General features: G+C 62.4%; 19 protein-coding genes and 1 tRNA gene. 10 read left to right on the top strand and 10 right to left on the bottom strand.

The features are described 5' to 3' along the window. Positions 1 to 30 precede the first annotated feature (30 nt). Positions 31 to 459, top strand: a complete 429-nt coding sequence (locus ACT6VE_RS18265; RefSeq protein WP_444799939.1) for a DUF4279 domain-containing protein — start codon at positions 31 to 33, stop codon at positions 457 to 459. Here ACT6VE_RS18265 and ACT6VE_RS18260 read toward each other — a convergent pair. Then, positions 456 to 1,094, bottom strand: a complete 639-nt coding sequence (locus tag ACT6VE_RS18260) for a FecR family protein (RefSeq protein WP_444799938.1) — start codon at positions 1,092 to 1,094, stop codon at positions 456 to 458. The two genes, ACT6VE_RS18265 and ACT6VE_RS18260, sit on opposite strands and share 4 nt — an antisense overlap. A 186-nt stretch (positions 1,095 to 1,280) precedes the next feature. On the opposite strand from ACT6VE_RS18260, the gene ACT6VE_RS18255 reads away from it, so the two are divergent. Further along, positions 1,281 to 2,315, top strand: coding sequence for a tetratricopeptide repeat protein (locus tag ACT6VE_RS18255; protein ID WP_444799937.1), 1,035 nt, complete (start codon positions 1,281 to 1,283; stop codon positions 2,313 to 2,315). 151 nt (positions 2,316 to 2,466) lie between these two features. Here ACT6VE_RS18255 and ACT6VE_RS18250 read toward each other — a convergent pair whose 3' ends face one another. Beyond that, positions 2,467 to 3,501: a proline racemase family protein gene (locus ACT6VE_RS18250; RefSeq protein WP_444799936.1), complete on the bottom strand. Its 1,035-nt coding sequence runs from the start codon at positions 3,499 to 3,501 to the stop codon at positions 2,467 to 2,469. Between the two features lie 192 nt (positions 3,502 to 3,693). Between ACT6VE_RS18250 and spdA the strand changes: the two genes are divergently transcribed. Together spdA and ACT6VE_RS18240 are read left to right on the top strand one after the other, a co-directional pair. Continuing rightward, positions 3,694 to 4,500: a 2', 3'cyclic nucleotide phosphodiesterase SpdA gene (gene spdA / locus ACT6VE_RS18245; RefSeq protein ID WP_444799935.1), complete on the top strand. Its 807-nt coding sequence runs from the start codon at positions 3,694 to 3,696 to the stop codon at positions 4,498 to 4,500. Between the two features lie 124 nt (positions 4,501 to 4,624). Beyond that, positions 4,625 to 5,260 (top strand): DUF1236 domain-containing protein, encoded by a 636-nt coding sequence (locus tag ACT6VE_RS18240; protein ID WP_444799934.1) that lies wholly within the window; start codon positions 4,625 to 4,627, stop codon positions 5,258 to 5,260. A gap of 47 nt (positions 5,261 to 5,307) precedes the next feature. On the opposite strand, the gene ACT6VE_RS18235 is transcribed toward ACT6VE_RS18240, so the two are convergent. Then, positions 5,308 to 6,555 (bottom strand): alpha/beta hydrolase, encoded by a 1,248-nt coding sequence (locus ACT6VE_RS18235; RefSeq protein WP_444799933.1) that lies wholly within the window; start codon positions 6,553 to 6,555, stop codon positions 5,308 to 5,310. A gap of 303 nt (positions 6,556 to 6,858) precedes the next feature. Then, a complete protein-coding gene (locus tag ACT6VE_RS18230; RefSeq protein WP_444799932.1) occupies positions 6,859 to 7,560 on the bottom strand; it encodes a winged helix-turn-helix transcriptional regulator in 702 nt (233 codons plus the stop codon). A 139-nt stretch (positions 7,561 to 7,699) separates the two neighbouring features. On the opposite strand from ACT6VE_RS18230, the gene ACT6VE_RS18225 reads away from it, so the two are divergent. Beyond that, positions 7,700 to 9,115, top strand: coding sequence for an FAD-binding oxidoreductase (locus ACT6VE_RS18225; RefSeq protein ID WP_444799931.1), 1,416 nt, complete (start codon positions 7,700 to 7,702; stop codon positions 9,113 to 9,115). Positions 9,116 to 9,175: 60 nt separating this feature from the next. Here ACT6VE_RS18225 and ACT6VE_RS18220 read toward each other — a convergent pair. The 3 genes from ACT6VE_RS18220 to ACT6VE_RS18210 all read right to left on the bottom strand — a co-directional run bounded on the left by ACT6VE_RS18220 (position 9,176) and on the right by ACT6VE_RS18210 (position 13,055). Beyond that, positions 9,176 to 9,252: transfer RNA gene (locus ACT6VE_RS18220), tRNA-Arg, on the bottom strand. Between the two features lie 136 nt (positions 9,253 to 9,388). Continuing rightward, complete coding sequence (locus ACT6VE_RS18215; protein ID WP_444799930.1) at positions 9,389 to 10,861, bottom strand: sensor histidine kinase; 1,473 nt, start codon at positions 10,859 to 10,861, stop codon at positions 9,389 to 9,391. Between the two features lie 187 nt (positions 10,862 to 11,048). Further along, a complete protein-coding gene (locus ACT6VE_RS18210) occupies positions 11,049 to 13,055 on the bottom strand; it encodes a methyl-accepting chemotaxis protein (RefSeq protein ID WP_444799929.1) in 2,007 nt (668 codons plus the stop codon). A gap of 421 nt (positions 13,056 to 13,476) precedes the next feature. Here ACT6VE_RS18210 and rpmH point away from each other — a divergent pair, with 421 nt between their 5' ends. The 5 genes from rpmH to yihA all read left to right on the top strand — a co-directional run bounded on the left by rpmH (position 13,477) and on the right by yihA (position 17,674). After that, positions 13,477 to 13,614 (top strand): 50S ribosomal protein L34, encoded by a 138-nt coding sequence (rpmH, locus tag ACT6VE_RS18205; protein ID WP_083242913.1) that lies wholly within the window; start codon positions 13,477 to 13,479, stop codon positions 13,612 to 13,614. Between the two features lie 33 nt (positions 13,615 to 13,647). Continuing rightward, complete coding sequence (rnpA, locus tag ACT6VE_RS18200) at positions 13,648 to 14,040, top strand: ribonuclease P protein component (protein ID WP_069060155.1); 393 nt, start codon at positions 13,648 to 13,650, stop codon at positions 14,038 to 14,040. Next, positions 14,040 to 15,836, top strand: a complete 1,797-nt coding sequence (yidC, locus tag ACT6VE_RS18195; protein WP_444799928.1) for a membrane protein insertase YidC — start codon at positions 14,040 to 14,042, stop codon at positions 15,834 to 15,836. Before rnpA ends, yidC begins: the two co-directional genes overlap by 1 nt. A gap of 220 nt (positions 15,837 to 16,056) precedes the next feature. Beyond that, entirely contained in the window at positions 16,057 to 16,968 is a 912-nt protein-coding gene (locus ACT6VE_RS18190; RefSeq protein WP_444799927.1) for a DMT family transporter, read from the top strand. 52 nt (positions 16,969 to 17,020) lie between these two features. Next, complete coding sequence (gene yihA, locus ACT6VE_RS18185; RefSeq protein WP_444799926.1) at positions 17,021 to 17,674, top strand: ribosome biogenesis GTP-binding protein YihA/YsxC; 654 nt, start codon at positions 17,021 to 17,023, stop codon at positions 17,672 to 17,674. 82 nt (positions 17,675 to 17,756) lie between these two features. On the opposite strand, the gene ACT6VE_RS18180 is transcribed toward yihA, so the two are convergent. The 3 genes from ACT6VE_RS18180 to ACT6VE_RS18170 all read right to left on the bottom strand — a co-directional run bounded on the left by ACT6VE_RS18180 (position 17,757) and on the right by ACT6VE_RS18170 (position 19,773). Further along, the gene (locus ACT6VE_RS18180; RefSeq protein ID WP_444799925.1) at positions 17,757 to 18,314 is read right to left on the bottom strand and encodes a fasciclin domain-containing protein; all 558 of its coding nucleotides are present in this window, start codon (positions 18,312 to 18,314) and stop codon (positions 17,757 to 17,759) included. A gap of 188 nt (positions 18,315 to 18,502) precedes the next feature. Next, entirely contained in the window at positions 18,503 to 19,237 is a 735-nt protein-coding gene (locus ACT6VE_RS18175) for an anti-sigma factor (RefSeq protein WP_444799924.1), read from the bottom strand. Next, complete coding sequence (locus ACT6VE_RS18170; RefSeq protein ID WP_444799923.1) at positions 19,234 to 19,773, bottom strand: sigma-70 family RNA polymerase sigma factor; 540 nt, start codon at positions 19,771 to 19,773, stop codon at positions 19,234 to 19,236. The genes ACT6VE_RS18175 and ACT6VE_RS18170 overlap by 4 nt, the downstream gene beginning before the upstream one ends. Positions 19,774 to 19,856 lie beyond the last annotated feature (83 nt).

The following is a 19,856-nucleotide window of genomic DNA, read 5'->3' as shown; positions in this document are numbered from 1 at the left end:
CGAACGGGATGACAGGGGATTATAAATAGCATGGCCGAACTACATCGAACCGCCGCATGTCTTCGCTTTTCCGGGGACGACCTTGACCCTGAAGAGGTATCGCGCATTCTCGGAACGCAACCAACGAAAGGCGTGAAAAAAGGCGGTACTCACGCTACACCAAAAGGGAAAGAGATCGTTGCTCGTACGGGTATGTGGACTCTCTCGACCCCCGACGAAAGTCCAAGCGATCTCGACAAACAAGTGGCAGCACTCTTTTCTGTGCTGGATGGTGATCTCGATGCGTGCCGGGCACTGGCTGTGCGCTTCCACGGAAACATCTTCGCAGGCCTCTTCCTGTCCGGCTTCAATGAAGGCCTTAGCCTCTCGCCAGCGAAGATGCGTGCGATTGGAGCACGTGGATTGATTCTCGACCTGGACATCTACAGCGGTGATGACATCGACGAAGACTTGGCCTAGCGAATACCAACGCTGGCATAGGCCTCGCGGATGCGGGCATCACCCCATTGCGCAACCTCGCTGGGTGCAGCACCCGGCGTCGCGATATCAACGCCCTGGCCGCGGCCGACCTGGCGTGTCACGCCGCCGCCGGTGACCTCGACAAGGCCGTGCTCGACGAAGACGCCGAAGACGCCGCGGCTCGGACCGGCGAAGAATTTCGTGCCGCGCACGCCGATCATGCCGAAGGCGGTGCGCATGGTGAGGTCGATCTTGGCAAGGCCCTCCGGCCGGTCGAAGACCATCTGCCCGGTGCCGAGTTCAATGGTGCCGCCCTGCCCCGCGATAAAGGTGTCGATCAGCAGTTCCGTGTTGCTACCGAGCAGCAGGCTGGTGTCATCACCGAGTTCGAGCGAGGCAAAACTCTTGGCGCCGGTCTTGACGAAATCATGGTCCATCAGGCTGGCGCCGGCCTTCAGGCCTTCCAGATGGTTTTCCTGCTTGCGGGTGACGTCGCCGGTGATTTCCACCGCCTTGCCGATGATCGCGTTGGCCTGCGTTGCGCGGATGCCGACGCCTGTCAGCGCCAAGGCGCCGCCGGCAATGAAAAGCCTGCGGCTGAGGGTGATCGGTTCAAAAACCTTGAGCGTTCGCATGACACACCTTTCGGACGGGACAAGCCGTCGGATGGAATTGAACTGATAGGGCCGGCCCGTCAACCGCACAAGCCGCCTGTGCTGCATCCGTTATGCGCCGCTCTTTCCGTTCCCTCTGTTCCCGTGGAAACAGCCGCCTTCTGCCAGTCGTCTAAGGTGCGATCATTCAACGAAGGGAGACGGATCATGATCACGCGATCCACAGTAGTAAAGACGGCTGGCCGCGCCCTTTTCTTCGCGGCCCTTCTTGTCGGTGCCGCAAGCGGCGCTGAGGCAAACACGCTTTCCATCGAAGCCCGCTGCGACCAGAGTGCCGGCAGCCGGTATGACAGCACGCGCAACAAGGCCTTCGCACCGGTCGTACTGGAAGACATCCAGATCGGCGCGGCCCTTTCGGCCTGCCGAGAGGCTTACAATGCTGGCCGTAGCGCACGCATGGCCTTTCAGCTCGCCCGGGCGCTGGAGCGTGCCGGCCAGGACCTCGACGCCATGAAGCTCTACGCGGAAGCAGCCGCGCTCGGCAATACCGTGGCCATGGTCAATTACGGCGCGATGCTCGGCAAGCGCGGTGACCCCGCCGCCGAATTCAGCCACTACAAGAAGGCTGCGGAAATGGGTGATGTGCTGGGTGCCTACAATCTCGGTGTCGCCTATCGCGACGGCATCGGCACGGCGATCAACGGCGCGGAAGCGGCCCGCTGGTTCGACAAGGCGGCAGCGGCCGGTGACGAGACCGCTGCCTTCAATCTCGGCGTGCTGCTCGATGATGGCAGCCTGGTCGACGAAGACAATGCGCGGGCAGCGGCCTTCTACAAGCTCTCAGCGAAAGGCGGCAGCATCGACGCGATGATCAACCTTGGCCTGATGCTGGAATCCGGCGAGGGCATCGAGCAGGATCTCACCGCCGCAGCCGGTTATTTCAAGCAGGCCGCCGATCAGGGCGACAGCTACGGCAAGCTGAAATTCGGCCTGATGCAGCAGAGCGGCACCGGAATCGTCAAGAACATCGAGCAGGCGGTGAACAGCCTCGTCGCCGCCTTCGAGATGCGCGATGTCGATCTCGAAGTCATCCTGCGCGACCAGCCGGAGCAGTTGAGCGCCGACGCCCGCCTCGCCATCAAGCAGGTTCTGGCCAAGCGCGACCTGATCGACGAGGCCGGCAATGCGGAGATCGACCCCATCACGCTCGGCGCCATTGAGAAGCACTACGCCAAAAAATAAGCCTGCGCGGCCCGGAGAGGTGATCCACTCCGGGCCGAACTTTGTGCCCTAGAGCATTTCCGGTGAAATCTGGTTCACCGGAAATGCTCTAGGGTATTGTTTTTATCGCATTATCCGACGCCGAAGCGATGCCGCTTCGGCTGGAAATGCTCTAGCTGATCTCGCCAGCCTGCGGACCCCAGGTGTCGGTCATCGCAAAACCGTTTGCGAGCGGGTCCGTCGGGTCGAGCGCTATCTGGTGCAGGCCGAACGTCCAGCCTCGGCCGGTGATGGTGGGGATGATGGCCTTGCGGCCGGCAACCTCGGTTTCGGCTTGCAGCCCCACCTCGAATTCCGAGCCGATGATCGAGCGCGAGCGGAACGTGTCGCCCACCTTGGCAAGGCCGCGGGCATGCAGCGTCGCGAGGTTGGCGGAGTTGCCGGTGCCACAGGGCGAACGGTCGACGCGGCCGGGCCACATCGTTGTCGCCGTGCGCACCACGCCGTCCGGATCGCGATCGCGGAACATGACATAGGCGACGCCGTTGATTTCCGGGATTTCCGGGTGCACGACCTTCATCGACTTGTTGATCAGGTCCTTCAGCGCCATGCCGGCATCGACCAGCGCGCGTGCATTGGCCTTCTCGATCTTCGTCCCGATCTGGTCGACATCGACGAGCGCATAGAAGATGCCGCCATAGGAGATGTCGAAGCGCACGCGGCCCCAGTGCGGTGTGTCGATTTCGACATCGAGCGCCTCGACGAAGGACGGCACCATCGTGAGCTTGACCTTTTCGCAACGTCCGTCGCGGCAGGTCGCCGTCGCCTTGACGAGGCCCGCGGCCGTGTCGAGCACGACGATGGTTTCCGGCTCCTTCATCTCGACGATGCCGGATTCGAGCAGCGCCGTGGTGACGCAGATCGAATTGGAACCCGAGGAGGCGTGCGCCTGGTCGGCCTGGAGGATGATGAAGCCGGCATCGGCCTCGGGGCGCTTGGCCGGCACCAGCAGATTGACCGAGCCGGTCGCCGCCGCACGCGGCTCCAGGCAGAGGAAGCGGCGCAGACTGTCATCGACCGTATTGATGTGGTTGAGCTGCTCGGCGATCGTGTTGCCGGGGATCTTCGGCACGCCGCCGATCGCCACCTTGCCGATTTCGCCTTCACAATGAACGTCCAGCAGCTGGATCGTGCGCTTCCATCTCATGTCGTTGTGCTCCGTCTTCGCCGGCCCGCCGGCTATTTCTGTCCCGCGCGGCCAATGCCGGGGATTGATTGGCTTCGCTTTGCTGATATATCAGATTGCCATGCGTTCCAACTGCTTTTCATGCCGCAGGTTTGCACGCTACGACAGGCATTCCGGAATTCCCGGAACATCATCCCGTCAAGAGACCTTTCCATGACCAAACTCATTGTCTTTACCGATCTGCACATGGTGCCCGAAGGCTCGGCGATCATCGGCCTCGATCCCTATCAAAGGCTGCTCGCCGGCATCGAACACGTCAACCGCTATCATGCGGATGCCGACCGGGTAATCTTTACCGGCGACCTGACGCACCGCGCCGACACCCAGTCCTATGAGCGCCTGCGCGACCTGCTCTCTCTGCTCGTGCCGCAAGCGGCAATCACCATCGGCAACCACGACTATCGCGACCGTTTCCTCGAGACCTTCTCGCATGTGACGCCGGACGAGGATGGCTTCGTGCAGCAGGCAATCGACTTTCCCGATTGCCGCGTCGTGCTGCTCGATACGCTGTTTGCGCCGCCCTACGACTATCCGAGGAGCCATGCCGGCTATCTCTGCGAACGGCGCCTCGCCTGGCTCGACCGCACGCTTGCAAGTGCGGGCGGCCTGCCGGTCCTGCTCTTCATGCACCATCCGCCGCACAAGACCGGCTTTACCGGCATGGATGTCATCCGGCTTAGCAACGAGGACGCCTTCTACGATCTCGTACTGAAACACGGCAATGTCCGCCATATCTTCGCCGGCCATGTGCACCGCACGATCGGCGGCTCGCATCGCGGTATTCCCTTCTCGATCTTCAAGAGCCCGGTGCACCAGCAGCCGATGCCCTTCGATGCGCCGAACGCCTCGCTCTCGGTCGACGAACCGGCTGCCTACGGCATCGTCGTGGTGACGGAAGAAGGGCTGCAGGTGCACCACGAAGACTATGAAATCGCAAAGCTTGAATCGGAAATAGCCTAAGACGCCGGTTAACGCGCGTTACACAACGTGACATGCCGCGCCGCCGATCCGGGGGAACAGAGCAAAGCATGTCACGTTGTCTCCGCCGAAGGGGTGGGAAACCCAACTTTCGAAGGAGAAAGACATGCGCAAGATTCTCATGGCTGGTGCGGCCCTCGCACTCATCGGTGCGACCGTCGCCCATGCGGACGATGCCGATAAGGAAGTTCTCGGCGGCGCTGCCGGCGGTGCCGCAGGTGCGACCGTAGGCGCCGTCGTCGGCGGCCCGGTCGGTGCCATCGTCGGGGGCGTGGCCGGTTTCGCCATCGGGGCGGAAGCTGCCGTTCCGGATGACGCCCGTGTCTATGTGATGGAAAACCCGACGCCACCGGTCGTTCTGCAAGGTCAGGTGACGGCCGATACGCGCTTTGACGACACCGTCATGCTGACGCCGATCCCCGATCACCCGGACCTCGCCTATGTCTATGTCGACAACCGCCCGGTGATCGTGCGCACCGAGAGCCGACAGGTCATCTATGCGCCTGAGATGGACACGACGGCCAGCATCTCGTCCGACATCCCGGAAACGACCATCACCTATGTCGAGCGCCACCCGCTGGAGCCTGTCATGCTGGAAGGCCCGGTCGAAGCCGGCGCGCTGATACCGGAGACGGTGCAGATCGTCGACGTGCCGGAAAGCCCGAGCTACGGCTACATCTATGTCGATGAGCGGCCGGTTCTTGTGGATCGCGCCACCCGCGAGGTGATCTGGGTTCGCTAATTTTCGGCAAAACACGGAAAGGCGGCCTTTACTGGCCGCCTTTTATTTTATTGACCGACAGCGGTCGTCGTCGTGTCTTCGACCGCGTTGCCGAAGCGCCGCCATTGATCGTCGTAGTTCTTGCGCGTTACCGGATCGAAGATGGCGATCGGCGTGGACACAACGATGCTCGCCGCACTGCCAACCGTCTGAGCCGTGCCGAGCGCGACGGCGCCGAGCCGCTCGCCCAAACCAACTTGCGAATCCGTGACCGCCTGCCCATCGATCAGGCGATTGCCGATCAGGCGCACGACATCGGGGCTTTCGGCAAATTTTCCGTGGTTGAGGCGGTCGCCGGATTTCAGCGCCGTCAGGTCGAGCACGGTGATACCCTGCTTTTCCAGCATGGAGCGGTAGGGCTCTTCCGCCGGATTGATCTGGCCGAGGCGATCGACGTTGCCGGAGATGCGGCGCGAGAGCGTCAGCGCCCGGTCATCGCGCGAGACGAACAGGGTAAATTTCGGCTTGTCCTTGCCAAGGGCACGAAGCTGCTGGCCAAAGACGTCCACATCGAGGTCCGGCGAGGCCAGGATGACCTGCTGGATCTTCTTCGGCACATGCCCGTCGCGGATCGCCATCTGGCGCAGCGTCTCGACGGCAAGCCACGTCCCCATGGAATGCGCCATGATGGTGATTTCGCCAACCTTCGGCGACTTGACGGCTTCCCGCAGCAATTCCTCGAGCGCATCACGCGAATAGTTCGTGCTTTCCTTGTCATAGGAATAATCGAAGATGCTGGCACGCGACGGCCAGGTGAAGATCACCGACGCAGCGTCCGTCTTGGAATCGTGCACGATCTGCGCGAAGCGGTAGACCGCATCCTCATAACGATTGTTGAAGCCGTGCACGAAGATCAGCAGGCGCCGGCTTTTCGGCAGGTTCTGGTCAAGCCAGGCGCCGCCGGCCTTGGCGCCATCGATCGGCGTCACGCTGACGGTCGAAAAGTCCTTCATCGGGTCGGCCGGCAGCTTTTCCGGCCATTGCACCTGGCCGACCTTGCGCTTGTCTTCCGGCGGGATGGAGACGACGATGTCGCTCATCAGGAGATCAGAGCCACGTTCACCGGAAAACAGCACGCCCGGCTGGCTGGACCGCGCGCGCGTCGTGGCAACGAGCAGATTGACCGTCGACACACCTGCCGGCGTCTCGCCGCTCGGCACCAACACGCCTTCCGGCCGGCCAGCGCACCCCACCAACACCAGCAATCCGGCGAGTATCACGCGACGCAATACGCGCGGTCTTTCGCGGTTCGTCATGTCCCGCTTCCTTCCGCTATTCCTGTTTCGCCGGCGTTATGCAGACACCGTTGCTGCCTGCTTAGCCGAGTGACGGATGGATTTGAAGAGACCGAGGACGCGGAGCCCTCTGCCAGAGCAACGGCCGGGGCCGGCGCGTGGCATATCGGTCACGCTCGCGTCAAACCGGCAAGGGCCACGGAGCACCGACAATGTCAACCGTGCTGAGACCGTTTGGGGTGGAAGGTCCGCTTTGCCTCACGAGCGGCCATCACGACGGGATCTGCATTTGGAAGATTTGGCGTAAGGCGGCCAAGCAGCGGGTCACGTCTGCGCCAGCTTTTGCTCCGTCGCAAATGCACTCAACCCAAGCCAGGTGGGCATCTGGTCCTCAAGCTCGCGATTGCCCACCGCCGTGAAGCGATTGCTGGAGGATTCAGCGCGAATGGTCGTGAGCCCCAGCCAGATCGCGGTCATGGTACGCAGGTCAGTGGTGACGTAGAGATCGACCTCAAATCCCGGATCGAGCGAGCACACGTCGACCGCCCCGTTCGCTTCGATGACGAGCCAATATCGGCGCTTCTTTTCAGGCCGGTCAATGTAGCTGAACTGCACCACCGTGCGCTGGCGCGGCAGGGCCGCGACCTTGATGCTGCGCCGCATGTCCCACATCAGCAGTTCGGGGTCGACGTTCTGTAGCGTCGGAGCCGTTTCTACCCAGCGCTGCCCCCAAAAACCCATGGCCCTGACGATCGGCTCGAGTTCCCGGCCTGCTGGGGTGAGCCGATATTCGTAAGCGGCGGCGCTGCCGCCGGTAGCCACACGCTCGACGACGCCAGCGGCCTCAAGGTCCTTGAGCCGCTTGGAGAGCAGCGCAGGCGACATCCGCGGGACACCACGCTTGAGATCGTTGAAACGTGTCGAACCACAGATAAGCTCACGGACCACGATCATGGTCCAACGACTACAAAGCACCTCCGACGCCATGGCGACGGGGCAGAATTGGCTATAGCTGCCATCGGTCATTGGCTGCCTCCCTATCCAAGGGGGAGCATAGGCCAGGTTCGAGAAGGCAGCCAGTACAGATTCAATATCGCATTTGCTTCAGTTCCTGAACTAGAGGCGGCGGCATGAACAGGCGAAAACACCGCAAAGGAGTTTTGCCATGTCCGCAGTCAATGTTCCCATTTCCATCTCGGCCCTTACGGCGCTGGAGCGCGCCCTCGAGGGTTCGCTCCACCTTCGGGGCGACCCTGCCTATGAATCATGCTGCACCATCTGGAACGCCATGATCGAAAGACGGCCAGCCCTGGTCATCCGCCCCGTCAGCGAGGCCGACGTTGCAGCAGCCCTCGCCTTTGCCCAGGATAATGCAATGGCAGTATCGGTCCGTGGCGGGGGCCACAATGTCGCCGGCGCGGCCCTCAGCGATGGGGGCGTCACGATTGACATGAGCCACCGCCGGACGGTGACGGTCGACCCTCAGGCCATGACGGTCCGCGTCGACGCCGGTGCGGCCTGGCGTGACGTCGACGCCGCAACCCAGCCGCATGGCATCGTGGTGCCCTCGGGCATCATTTCGGCAACGGGCGTTGCTGGCCTCACGCTCGGTGCCGGCTTTGGCTGGACCTCGCGGCGGTTCGGCTTCACGGCGGATAACATGCTCTCGGCGCGGGTGGTTACCGCCGACGGCAAGGCGCGTACCGCGAGTGCGAGCGAAAACCCGGACCTGTATTGGGCTTTGCGCGGCGGGGGCGGCAATTTCGCGGTGGTGACCGAGTTCACCTTCCGAGGCCATGCGCATGGTCCCGAAGTCCTGGCCGGCATGGTGGTGCACCCGTTCTCAGCGGCAAAAGACGTCATCGATCTCTATGTGGACCTGACAAGCGCAGCGCCGGACGAGCTCACCTGCCTGCTGGTTCTGCGCCGGGCCCCACCGGCACCCTGGATACCCGAAGCCTATCACGGGCAGCTCATTGCTGGGATTGCCGCCCATTGGACAGGCCCTGCGGGGCAGGGCGCGACATGGATGCGGCGGCTCAAGGCTTTTGGCAGCCCTGTCGCTGACACTATCGCGCCCAAGAGTTTCACCAGCTTTCAGAGCTTTCTTGACGGGGGGCAACCCTTCGGTCGGCGCTACTACTGGAAGTCGGAAGAGACGTCAGCAATCGAGGACGGCCTGACTGACGAATTGCTCACGGCGGCGGAGGCAATCACCTCCCCTTTCTCGGCGATCCTATGCATGCATCTGGGCGGCGCGCCCGCACGAATACCGGTCGAGGAGACAGCGGTCGGCATCCGCCGGGCACAGTACGGGCTGGTGTTTCAGGGCGCCTGGACGGACGCCACCGAAGACAGCCGCCATATCTCCTGGGCGCGTTCGGCCGCCGTCGCGGCAATGCCTTTCACCTCAGGCTCGACCTACGTCAACTTCATCACCGACGACGAAGCGACAGCACGCATGCCCGCGGCCTATGCCAGTGAGACATTCCATCGGCTGCAGAAGGTCAAGGCCATATACGATCCGCGGAGCCTGCTTGGTGGCGCGCTCAATATCCCGCCGATTGGCAGTTTGGTATAGGTCAGCCTGGGTCCGATAACGGACCCAAGTGCTCGGTTTTGTTCTGGATTGGTAATGAAATGGCGCACCCGGAACGATTCGAACGTCCGACCCCCAGATTCGTAGTCTGGTGCTCTATCCAGCTGAGCTACGGGTGCGCTGGCAACAGGGTTTTTGTATTGCCCGGCTGCGAGGCGGTTCCTAAAGGGTGCGCCGGTTTATTGCAAGCGTCTTTCTGAGAAAAAATGTACTTTTTTTCATCGTGCCGTCACATCCCGCCCGGAATGCCGGGCTTTATGCGCGGTGGCGGAAGGCGTCGAGGGGGACTGGGCGGTCGGGGAGTTCGATACGGAAGAGCGTGCCGGGCGTTACCTTCTCGACCAGCGCGATCGTGCCGCCATGGGCGAGCACGAGTTCGCGGGCAATGGCCAGGCCAAGGCCGGTGCCGCCGGAGCGGACGGAGCCGCGGAAGGCGGCAAACAGGTTTTCGCGGGCCTTGGCCGGCATGCCGGGGCCGTTGTCGTCGATGGCGATCGACACCACGCTGCCGGTGCGCAGGCCCGTTACTAGAACGGTGCGTCGCTCCACGCCATTATCCTGTGACAGCGCCTCGACGGCGTTGCGGCAAAGGTTGTGGATGACGCGGAAGAGCTGCTCGCTGTCGGCATCGACCTGAAGGCCGGGCTCGACCTGAAGCGTAAACTCGATATCGCCGCGCAAATCGAGCGCCAGCACTTCCGAGACCTCCTGCACCAGCGGACGGAGTGCGACGAAGCGGCGGCGCGGCTCCGGCTCGCGCATGCGGCCATAGGAGAGCACCTCGTTGGTATAGCCAACGGCCCGGTCGATGCTGCGCAAAAGCTTCGGCGCGACACGCTTGACCACCGGGTCGTCGACATCCGACAGGCGGTCGGACATCAGTTGGGCGGAAGACAGGATGTTGCGCATGTCGTGGTTGATCTTCGACACGGCAAGGCCGAGATCGGCGAGGTTCTTCTGTTCCTTCAGCGTGCGTTGCAGCGTCTGCTGCATGGCGGCAAGGTGAATGCCTGCGACGGCAATCTCGTCACGCCCGCCGGAAGGCTCCAGCACGCGGCTCGGATTGGACGGGTCGGCGGTGAACTCCTGGATGTTCGCCGTCATGCGGCGGATCGGGCGGATCAGCAGGCGGTTCAGCGCGAAGAAAATCGGGCTCGCCGTGACCAGCGAGATGATCATCGACAGGATGAAGACGTTGCGCGCATAGCCGAGCATGGCGCGGCGCAGCTTGTACTCGTCGAGCAGCAGCTCGATGCGCGTGCTCGATTCGCCGACCGGCCCAAAGACGCGGATGATGCGATCGCCGCCAAAGACCAGCGTGTCGAAGGCGTCGTAGATGGAGGTGAGCATCGAGACGTCGGAGAGGTCGTATTGCGCATCGATGCTCGGCGGCATGTCGGCGGCGGCGGCGACGATGCGCGAGGCATCCTGCTTCTTCAGCACGATCGCCTTGGCGCCGGTCGCCATCAGGGTCTCTTCCTGCACCGCGCGCGGCAGCTCCTGGTCCGGCAGGCCTTCGATGACGACGCTGGCGGCAGCGGCGGTGTTCAGCCTGTCCCGCAGCCATTGCAGGCGCATGTTGGCGACCGAGGGCACGAAGATCAGCACTTCGGCGATCAACACGAACGCGGCGGTCAACAGGAGAAGCCTGCCTGACAGGCCGGACAGAAAGCTGACCGCCGGTACCGGCTTCTCGGTCAAGGACGGTGTCCCGTCTCTGTCCACCATCTGCAAAACTCCCGGGCAGGCCGCAACGCGGCACACAGATCGTGACGAAGGATCGACGCACCTTCGGTTCACGTCCGACAGCCAATTATAGGAGATTGCGGCAATTTTTCCAACGCAGTCGCCGCAAAAGGAAAAGCGCGACGATCTTGCGACCGCCGCGCCTGTTTTTCGGGAATCCGGCTATGGATCAGAACTCTTCCCAGCTCTCCTGGGCGACCGCTGCCGTCGCTGTGGCACGGTTGCCGCCAAAGGCACGGGCGACATTGCCCATCATGCGGCGGGCCGGCGATTCGACCGGGCGGGTTTCGGCCCGCACGGCTGCCACCCGCTGAACGGTATCACCCGTGCGGAAGCGCGCAACCAGATCGGCCAGGCTGTCTGCCTCACCCTTCAGCTTGTGCGTCGCAGCCGAGGTTTCCTCGACCATCGCGGCATTGTGCTGAGTGACCTGGTCCATCTGGTTGATGGCGGTGCTGATTTCCTGAAGACCCGTCGCCTGTTCACGGGCGGCGGTGGCGATCGCATGGATGCGGTCGTTGATGGTGACGACGCGGGTCTCGATATCGGAGAGGGCAGAGCCGGTCTCCTGCACATATTTCACGCCGACCGACACTTCGGTGCCCGACTTGGTGATGAGGCCCTTGATGTCCTTGGCCGCACTGGCGGCACGCTGGGCGAGTTCGCGCACTTCCTGTGCGACGACAGCAAAGCCCTTGCCGGCTTCACCCGCACGCGCGGCCTCGACGCCGGCGTTCAGCGCCAGCAGGTTGGTCTGGAAGGCGATTTCGTCGATCACCGAGATGATCTGGCTGATCTCGCTCGACGCCTGCTCGATGCGGCCCATGGCGTCGATGGCGTTGCGCACGATGGCGCCGGACTGTTTTGCGCTCTGCGTCGCCTCACCGACCATCGTGCTTGCTTCATTCGCCCGTTCCGTCGAATTCTTGACGGCGGCGGTGATTTCCTCGAGCGCGGCGGAGGTTTCCTCAAGCGCTGCGGCCTGCTGCTCGGTGCGCTTGGATAGATCGTCGGAGGCCGAGCGCAGTTCGCCGGAATTGGCGTTGATCGCATCGGTCGAGCCGCGCACTTCGCGCATGGTGCGCTGGAGCGTGGCAAGCGTTGCATTGACGTTCTGCTGCAATTCGGCGAAGGCGCCGCGGAACGCGCCGTCCATGGTCTGCGTCAGGTCGCCATCGGCGAGCGCGCCGATCACACGGCGTGTTTCGGCAATGCCTTCTTCCACGCCGGCAACGAGTTCGTTGACGCTGCGGGCGAAGCGGTTGAGGTCCTCGTTCTGGTAGTCCTTGCTGATGCGCGAGCTGAAATCGCCGGCAGCGGCGGCATGCACGACGGTCGCAATCGAGGACTGGAGGTCGGCACTCTTCTCGCGCAGGACCTGCTCCTGGGCATTGAGGTCGCGCACGGTGATGGCGTTCTGGCGGAAGATCGCAACGGCGGCAGCCATGTCGCCGATCTCGTCCTTGCGGCCGGCATAGGGCACTTCCGTATCGAGGTCGCCGCCGGCAAGACGCTTCATCGTCTCGGTGACCGTCTGGATCGGGCGGCTGAGCTGGTTGGTCGCGATATAGAAGGCAACGCCACCGCCAAGCACCAGGCCGGCGCCCACGGTGCCGAGCACGAGCGTCAGCATGAGGGTTTCGAAGGCGGAAATGTCTGCCTTGATCGCCGTCAGGTTCTCGCCGTCCGTCTCAACGACGGCATCGATTTCCTTCTGGAAAGCCTTGCGGTTGGCACGGTTGAGCTCGTTGTTGCCCTGCTCGTTTGCAGCGGCAATCGAGACGGTCGTGCCGAGACGGGCGGTTTCCGTGCGGAAGGTGCGGAATTCCGCAGCACGCGCCACGACGGCGTCAAAAGCGGCCTTCTGTGCATCCGGCACGCTCGGGCGCCACGTGTTCAGGGTCTCGTCGATGCCGTCGAGTTCCTTGGTGATGCCGTCGGCGAATTTCTTCGCGCCCTCCGTATCCTTGGACGCATAGACGCCGCGGGCTTCCATGACGACGGCCGTGACCTGGCGGTTCAGGTGCTCGCCGAGGAAGGCGCGGTCGGCCGCGTTTTCATACTGATGCAGCTTGTCGCTGTATTCAGAAACCACATGGACGGCAATGCCACCGATGAGAACCGAGATGAGCCCCATCAAACCCACGATGAGGTAGATCCTGCCGCGTATCTTCACGTCAAACTCCAAAGCCATGCTTGAGAACTGACAAGACCGCACAGCCGCCTCGCCATTTGATACGCACGATAAACGCTAAAGGTTAATTAGACTTTGATGCAACCGCCCGAGCCAGGTAAAAGTAATCCATTCCTAATATTGCGATGCGAAAAATTATTGAGGAAAATCAAATACCTAGCCTTAAGTGACGTTAGGGAAGCACGCTTTTTACCTGTGATTTGCAATCTGAGATTGCTCAGACGTTAAGAATTATGACGATCCGGCACACCAGAGAGCCGCAATTGACTTTCGGCCGGTTTTGCCCTTATAAGCCGCGCACGTCTGGAAAGATGCCTTCCCGCGAGGGACGGGCTATGCCGGACTTTCAAAACTGCTTGCGTAATGCAAACCAAGAAGGGCCGCACACCGCGGTATTAAATAAATGACAAAGCGTACCTACCAACCCTCCAAGCTTGTTCGCAAGCGTCGTCACGGCTTCCGTGCCCGCATGGCTACCAAGGGCGGCCGCAAGGTCCTGTCCGCACGCCGTGCACGCGGCCGTGCAAGCCTCTCGGCCTAAGGCCGTGCCTGCCCGGAACAGAGGCGACGGGCAATGACGAAGACTGTTAGACAATCTGCTGTCGGACGGCTGAAAAGCCGTCCGCAGTTTCTTTTTGTGCGCGAGGGCGAGAAACGCAGGGGACCTTTGTTCCTTCTCGAAGTGCGCGACCGGCAGGCGCCGGACGAACAGCCCCGCGTCGGCTTCACTGTTACCAAGAAACACGGCAATGCCGTGGAACGCAATCGCATGCGGCGACGCCTGAAAGAGGCGGTGCGGCTATCCGCCGGGTTTGCAATGGAGCCCGGACACGACTATGTGGTTGTCGCCAGACGGGACGTGTTGAACGCGCCCTTCAAAACCCTTGAAGCCGGTCTCAAGGAGAGGATCGCGACAAGGCAGAAACAGAAGCAGCAGCAGCGCCCTGCTGCTCCCGGGAAAGAGTGATGGAAAACAACCGCAATTATTTCGTGGCGATCGCGATGTCCGTCGTGATCCTCATTGCCTGGCAGTTCCTCTATGTGAACCCCAAGCTGGAGAAGGACCGCGTCGCGCTCGAAGCGCAGCAGGCCCAGATCCAGCAGACGACCACCACCGCCGGCGGCACCACGACCACCGCCACGGGCACCAGCGGTACGTTGCCGGGTGGCGCGGCAACGGGCACCACGACCGAGACGCGCGAGGCAGCCCTTGCCAGGTCCGCTCGCGTCGAGATCGACACGCCTTCGCTTTCCGGCTCGATCAACCTGACGGGCGCCCGCTTCGACGACCTGAAGCTCAAGGGCTTCCATGAGACCGTCGACAAGACGAGCCCGATCATCACGCTGCTCAGCCCTGCCGAGACCGAACACGGCTATTTCGCCGAAATCGGCTACGTCGGCAGCGATGCAACCGGCCAGGTTCCGAACCCGCAGACTGTCTGGGTCCAAGAAGGCACCGGCAAGCTGACGCAGACGACCCCGGTGAAGCTGACTTTCACCAACGACAAGGGCATCACCTTCACCCGCACGATCTCGGTCGATGAGCATTATATGTTCACCGTCGCCGATAGCATCGAGAACCGCACGGACGCCGCAATCGCCCTTTCGCCCTACGGCCGCGCAACGCGCTTCTTCAAGCCGAAGGATCCCTCCGTCTACGTGCTGCACGAAGGCTTCATCGGCGTGCTCGGCGCGCTCGGCCTGCACGAGGTGAAGTACACCACGACAGAGGAAGACACGACGGTAGCGCCCGGCAAGGCGACCGGCGGCTGGCTTGGCATCACCGACAAATACTGGGCAACCGCGCTCGTGCCGCCGCAGGCGACGCCCTACGAGACGCGTTTCTCCTACTTCACGGACGGCCGTCCGCGTTATCAGGCGGATTACCGCCAGGATGACATCACCATCGCGCCCGGCCAGAAGGCCGACGTCAAGAACCTGTTCTTCGGCGGCGCCAAGGAAGTGCCGATCATCGACCAGTACGAGACGTCCTACTCGATCCCGCAGTTCGACCTGATGATCGACTGGGGCTGGTTCTGGTTCTTCACCAAGCCGATGTTCCAGTTGATGGACTTCTTCTACCGCTACTTCGGCAATTTCGGCATCGCGATCCTGATCACCACGATCGTCGTGAAGGGCCTGTTCTTCCCGCTCGCCAACAAGCAGTACTCCTCCATGGCGAACATGAAGAAGATGCAGCCCAAGATGGAAGAGCTGAAGGCCAAGCACGGCGACGACCGCATGGCGTTGCAGCAGGCGATGATGCAGCTCTACAAGGAGGAAAAGATCAATCCGCTCGCGGGTTGCTGGCCGATCCTTCTGCAGATCCCGGTCTTCTTTGCGCTCTACAAGGTGATCTACGTCACGATCGAAATGCGCCATGCGCCGTTCTTCGGCTGGATCCAGGACCTTTCCGCGCCCGATCCGACGTCGCTGTTCAACCTGTTCGGCCTGCTGCCTTACGACGTGCCGCACTTCCTGATGATCGGCGTCTGGCCGCTCATCATGGGTGTCACCATGTTCCTGCAGATGCGCATGAACCCGACGCCGCCGGATCCGACCCAGGCGATGATCTTCACCTGGATGCCGCTGATCTTCACCTTCATGCTGGCGACCTTCCCGGCTGGTCTCGTGATCTACTGGGCCTGGAACAACACGCTGTCGATCATCCAGCAGGCGATCATCATGAAGCGCCAGGGCGTGAAGATCGAGCTCTTCGACAATCTCAAGGGATTGTTCGGAAAGAAGGCCGGATCATCCTGACGACGCTTTCAGCGAACCACATGAAAACCCCGGCCTTCGCGCCGGGGTTTTCTTTTGCCTGATTTTTCAGCACGGCCCGCTTGCGACATGCTCCCGTCGCTGGCATGGAAGCATGGCGAACAGGCTGCTGGCATGCTCGCGACAATGTCTTTGTTTTTCACGCAATTCCAGACGCAAAACCGCTTTACACTTTTGCTGGAATTGCTCTAGCGAGCGTCCCATGTCCGCTTCATCGCTTCCGGTTACCCCCACCCTCCCGGACAGCCGGGGGCAAGGGTATGGCGCAGCGCTCGTGCTCGGCTCCGCCGTCGTCTGGAGCTTTGGCGGCACGCTGGCGCGCTTCCTCCATATCGAGGATGGCTGGACGGTCGTCTCCTGGCGCTCGCTCTTTGCCGCCCTCTTCCTGCTGGGCTTCATGCTGGTGCGTGATGGACCGCGCGGTACGGTGCAGCTATTCAAGGGCATGGGCCTTGCCGGTGTCGCGGTCGGCGTGTGTTTCGCGACGGCCTCCACCTCCTTCATTCTCGCGCTTGCCTATACGACCGTCGCCAATGTCGTGCTGATCCAGGCCGGCGTTCCGCTGATCGCTGCGCTGATGGCGTGGCTGCTCTTCCGCGAGAGGATCGCGGCTCACACCTGGCTCGCCATCGCGGCCGTCATCGGCGGCGTCGCCATCATGGTGTCGGAATCGCTCGGCGGCAGTGTTTCGATGATGGGCGACGCACTCGCCATCCTGATTGCCTTCGCCTTTGCCACGGCGACGATCATCACCCGGCGCTTCGCCCATGTGCGCATGACGCCGGCCGTCTTCCTAGGCACCGTGATCGCCTGCGCCACGGCAGCAAGCCAGGCGTCTGGTTTCGCCATCACCGCGCAGGAACTCGGCGTCCTCATCGTCTTCGGCGCGCTGAATTTCGGCCTTGGCCTGGCGCTCTTCGTCACCGGTGCGCGCCTCGTTCCCTCGGCGCTCGCCGCCCTGCTCGGCACCGCCGAGACGGTGCTCGCACCGCTCTGGGTCGCTGTCATCCATGGCGAAGTGCCCGGTGCACGCACGGTCGTCGGCGGCTTCATCGTGCTTGCCGCGCTGCTCTGTTATCTCGGCGTGGAACTCTGGCGGCAGCGGCGCGCTTGACTTTCGCGGCCAAAACCGGGAAGCCGGGGGCCAGACAACAAAGGCCAGACTTATGACCGAGACGACGTTACCGGGCGACAAGCCGCTGTTCGGCAGGCCGTGGATCTTCATCCGTGGCGTGCCGGCCATGAAATTCCTGCCGCCCGAAGGCCCGCCGGAGATCGCCTTCGCCGGGCGCTCGAACGTCGGAAAGTCTTCGCTGATCAACGCGCTCGTCGGCCACAAGGGTCTGGCGCGCACCTCGAATACGCCGGGCCGTACGCAGGAACTCAACTACTTCGTTCCGGACGGGTATTCCGGCGCGGAAGACGACCTGCCGCCGATGGCGCTGGTCGACATGCCCGGCTACGGCTATGCCCAGGCGCCGAAGGAACAGGTCGATGCCTGGACCAAACTCGTCTTCGATTACCTGCGCGGCCGTTCCACGCTGAAGCGCGTCTACGTGCTGATCGACAGCCGCCACGGCATCAAGCCCAATGACGACGAGGTCTTTGCGCTGCTCGACAAGGCCGCCGTCTCCTACCAGGTCATTCTGACCAAGACCGACAAGATCAAGGACGTCGCGGTGCCGCGCCTCGTCGAGGAAACCCGCCTGAAGATCATCAAGCACCCGGCGGCCTATCCTGAAGTGTTGTCGACCTCGTCGGAAAAGAGCCGTGGGCTCGACGACGTGCGCAACGCCATCATTACCGCGATTACGCGATAAAAAGGCCGCCGGCAGAACCGGCGGCCCAAGGCTGACGAAGGTCAATCCGCGCTGGTTTTCGAGGCGGGCGCGGATTTAGAGGTCAGGCCTTCGGCAGCAGAACCTTGTCGATGACGTGAATGACGCCGTTCGACTGCTTGACGTCGGCGATCGTCACCGTTGCGACACCGCCCGTCTCATCCGTCAACGTGATCTTGTCGCCATCCATCTTGGCGGACAGAACGCAGCCGCCAACGGTCTTGACCGGGTGATTGCCGCCGTCATCGGCGATCATCTTGCCGATTGCCTCGGACAGCGCATTTGCTGCCACCACATGGCAGGTCAGCACCTTGGTGAGCTGGTCCTTGTTTTCAGGCTTCAGCAGCGTATCGACCGTGCCGGCCGGCAGCGCTTCGAAGGCTTCGTTCGTCGGCGCGAAGACAGTGAACGGGCCGGCGCCCGACAGCGTTTCCACCAGGCCGGCAGCCTTCACCGCGGCAACCAGTGTGGTGTGATCCTTCGAATTAACGGCGTTTTCGACAATGTTCTTGTCTTCGAACATCGCCGCGCCACCGACCATCGGGTTTTCGGCATGGGCAGCAAAGGCGCCGAGCGCAAAAACCGTGGCGAGGGCGGCAGTGCGAAGGGTGAAACGGCTCATGGGGTGGATCCTTCCTTTTCGGCCCGCATTATGCGGGTCCTCCCGGTTGCGATGCCCAACGGGCGATCATTGTGAGCAACGGGAGCTTTGGAAAAAGAGTTTCAGGGCCGGCTGTCTTTTTTATAAATTGTTGATCGGAAAATAAAAAAGCCGCGCAAAGCGCGGCTTCCGCTGTCTTGAGTGCCGGATCAATCGAAGCGCGCCGCACCCGATGCGATGACCGGGCCGGTCGCGCTTCCGGTCGGCGATCCGCCGAAGGGCTCGACGCTGACGGCCAGCACCACGCCTTGCACGATGCGCCCGCGCATGACCGCCGGCACCGCCAGTTCCCCCTCACCCGTCTGCGGCAGCACGCCGAGCGAGACCGGCGACTTGCCATCTTCGACAAGCCAGAGTTCGAGCGATTTCTCCTTCTCCTTGCCGGCCGCAACGGGGGTGATGCGCAGCGCACCGTTCGCCTCGTCGTAACGGGCCACCAGATTGATCGTGGCGCCCTCGCCGGAAAGGTCGGCGACCAACCTTCCGCCGCTCATCGGGCGCGGCGCCAGTAGCGCACTCATCGAGAAGGCAAGGCCAGCGGCGACCGCAAGCGAAGCAAAGGCGAGCGAGCGCCAGAGCGCCAGCGAATTCCAGAAACCGCCAGAAACCTTGCCGGAAAAGGCGGCATCGGGCGGTGTCGTACCGAGAATGCGCTGCTCGATGGCGGAATAGGTGCGCGGCGGCGGTTGCATCGCCTCGTAGTCGTCGTTGAACGTGGAGAGGTTTTCCTCCCAGCGGTTCACCATGGCGGCGAACTGGCGGTCCTGCGCAAGCCGCGCCTCCACCTTGCGGCGGTCTTCGGCGGAAAGCACCCCGAGCACGTATTCGCCGGCGATCACCTCGTCGCGGCGGGGGTCTCTCATGTCTTTGTCTGACGCCGTCATCGGCTCATGCACTCTCTCAGCTTCAACAGGCTTCGGCGAAGCCAGGTTCTCATCGTGTTCAACGGCACGCGGTGGGTTTCGGCGAGTTCCTCATAACTCAGGCCCTCTATATAGGCATGCCTGACGGCCGATGCCCGGTCGGGCTCCAGCTCTTCCATACAAATATCGATTCGTCGGCCCTCCGACCTGAGCACGACCGCCTCCTCCGGCGACATGAGCGGGTCGGCGATATCATAAGCTTCATCGATGTCCGTTGCCACCGGTCTTCGCGCACGGATCACGTCGATCGCATGGTTGCGCGCGACCGCGGCAAGCCAGGCCATCGGGTGCACATTTCCGGCCACGTAGCGATCGGCGCGCTGCCAGATTTTTACGTAGACCTCCTGCAACGCCTCTTCCGCTTCGCTTCTGTCTCTGAGGATACGCAAGCAGACGCCGAAAAGTTTCGGGGCGCTCGCATCGTACAGCGTGGCGAAGGCCTTGCGGTCCTTCAGGCTCACACGGCCGATGAGATAGGAGATGTCATTTCCGGTCACGCGCTGCTCCATGCCTGTCGCGCCCGCAACCTAGTCTTTTTGCCCGGCCATGCGCAATCTCGCACCCAAATCATTCCATCGTC

Source organism: Shinella sp., from assembly GCF_052438155.1.
Taxonomy (GTDB): Bacteria; Pseudomonadota; Alphaproteobacteria; order Rhizobiales; family Rhizobiaceae; genus Shinella.
Note: the sequence above shows the minus strand (reverse complement) of the source record. Positions and strands in the feature narration are given on the sequence as shown.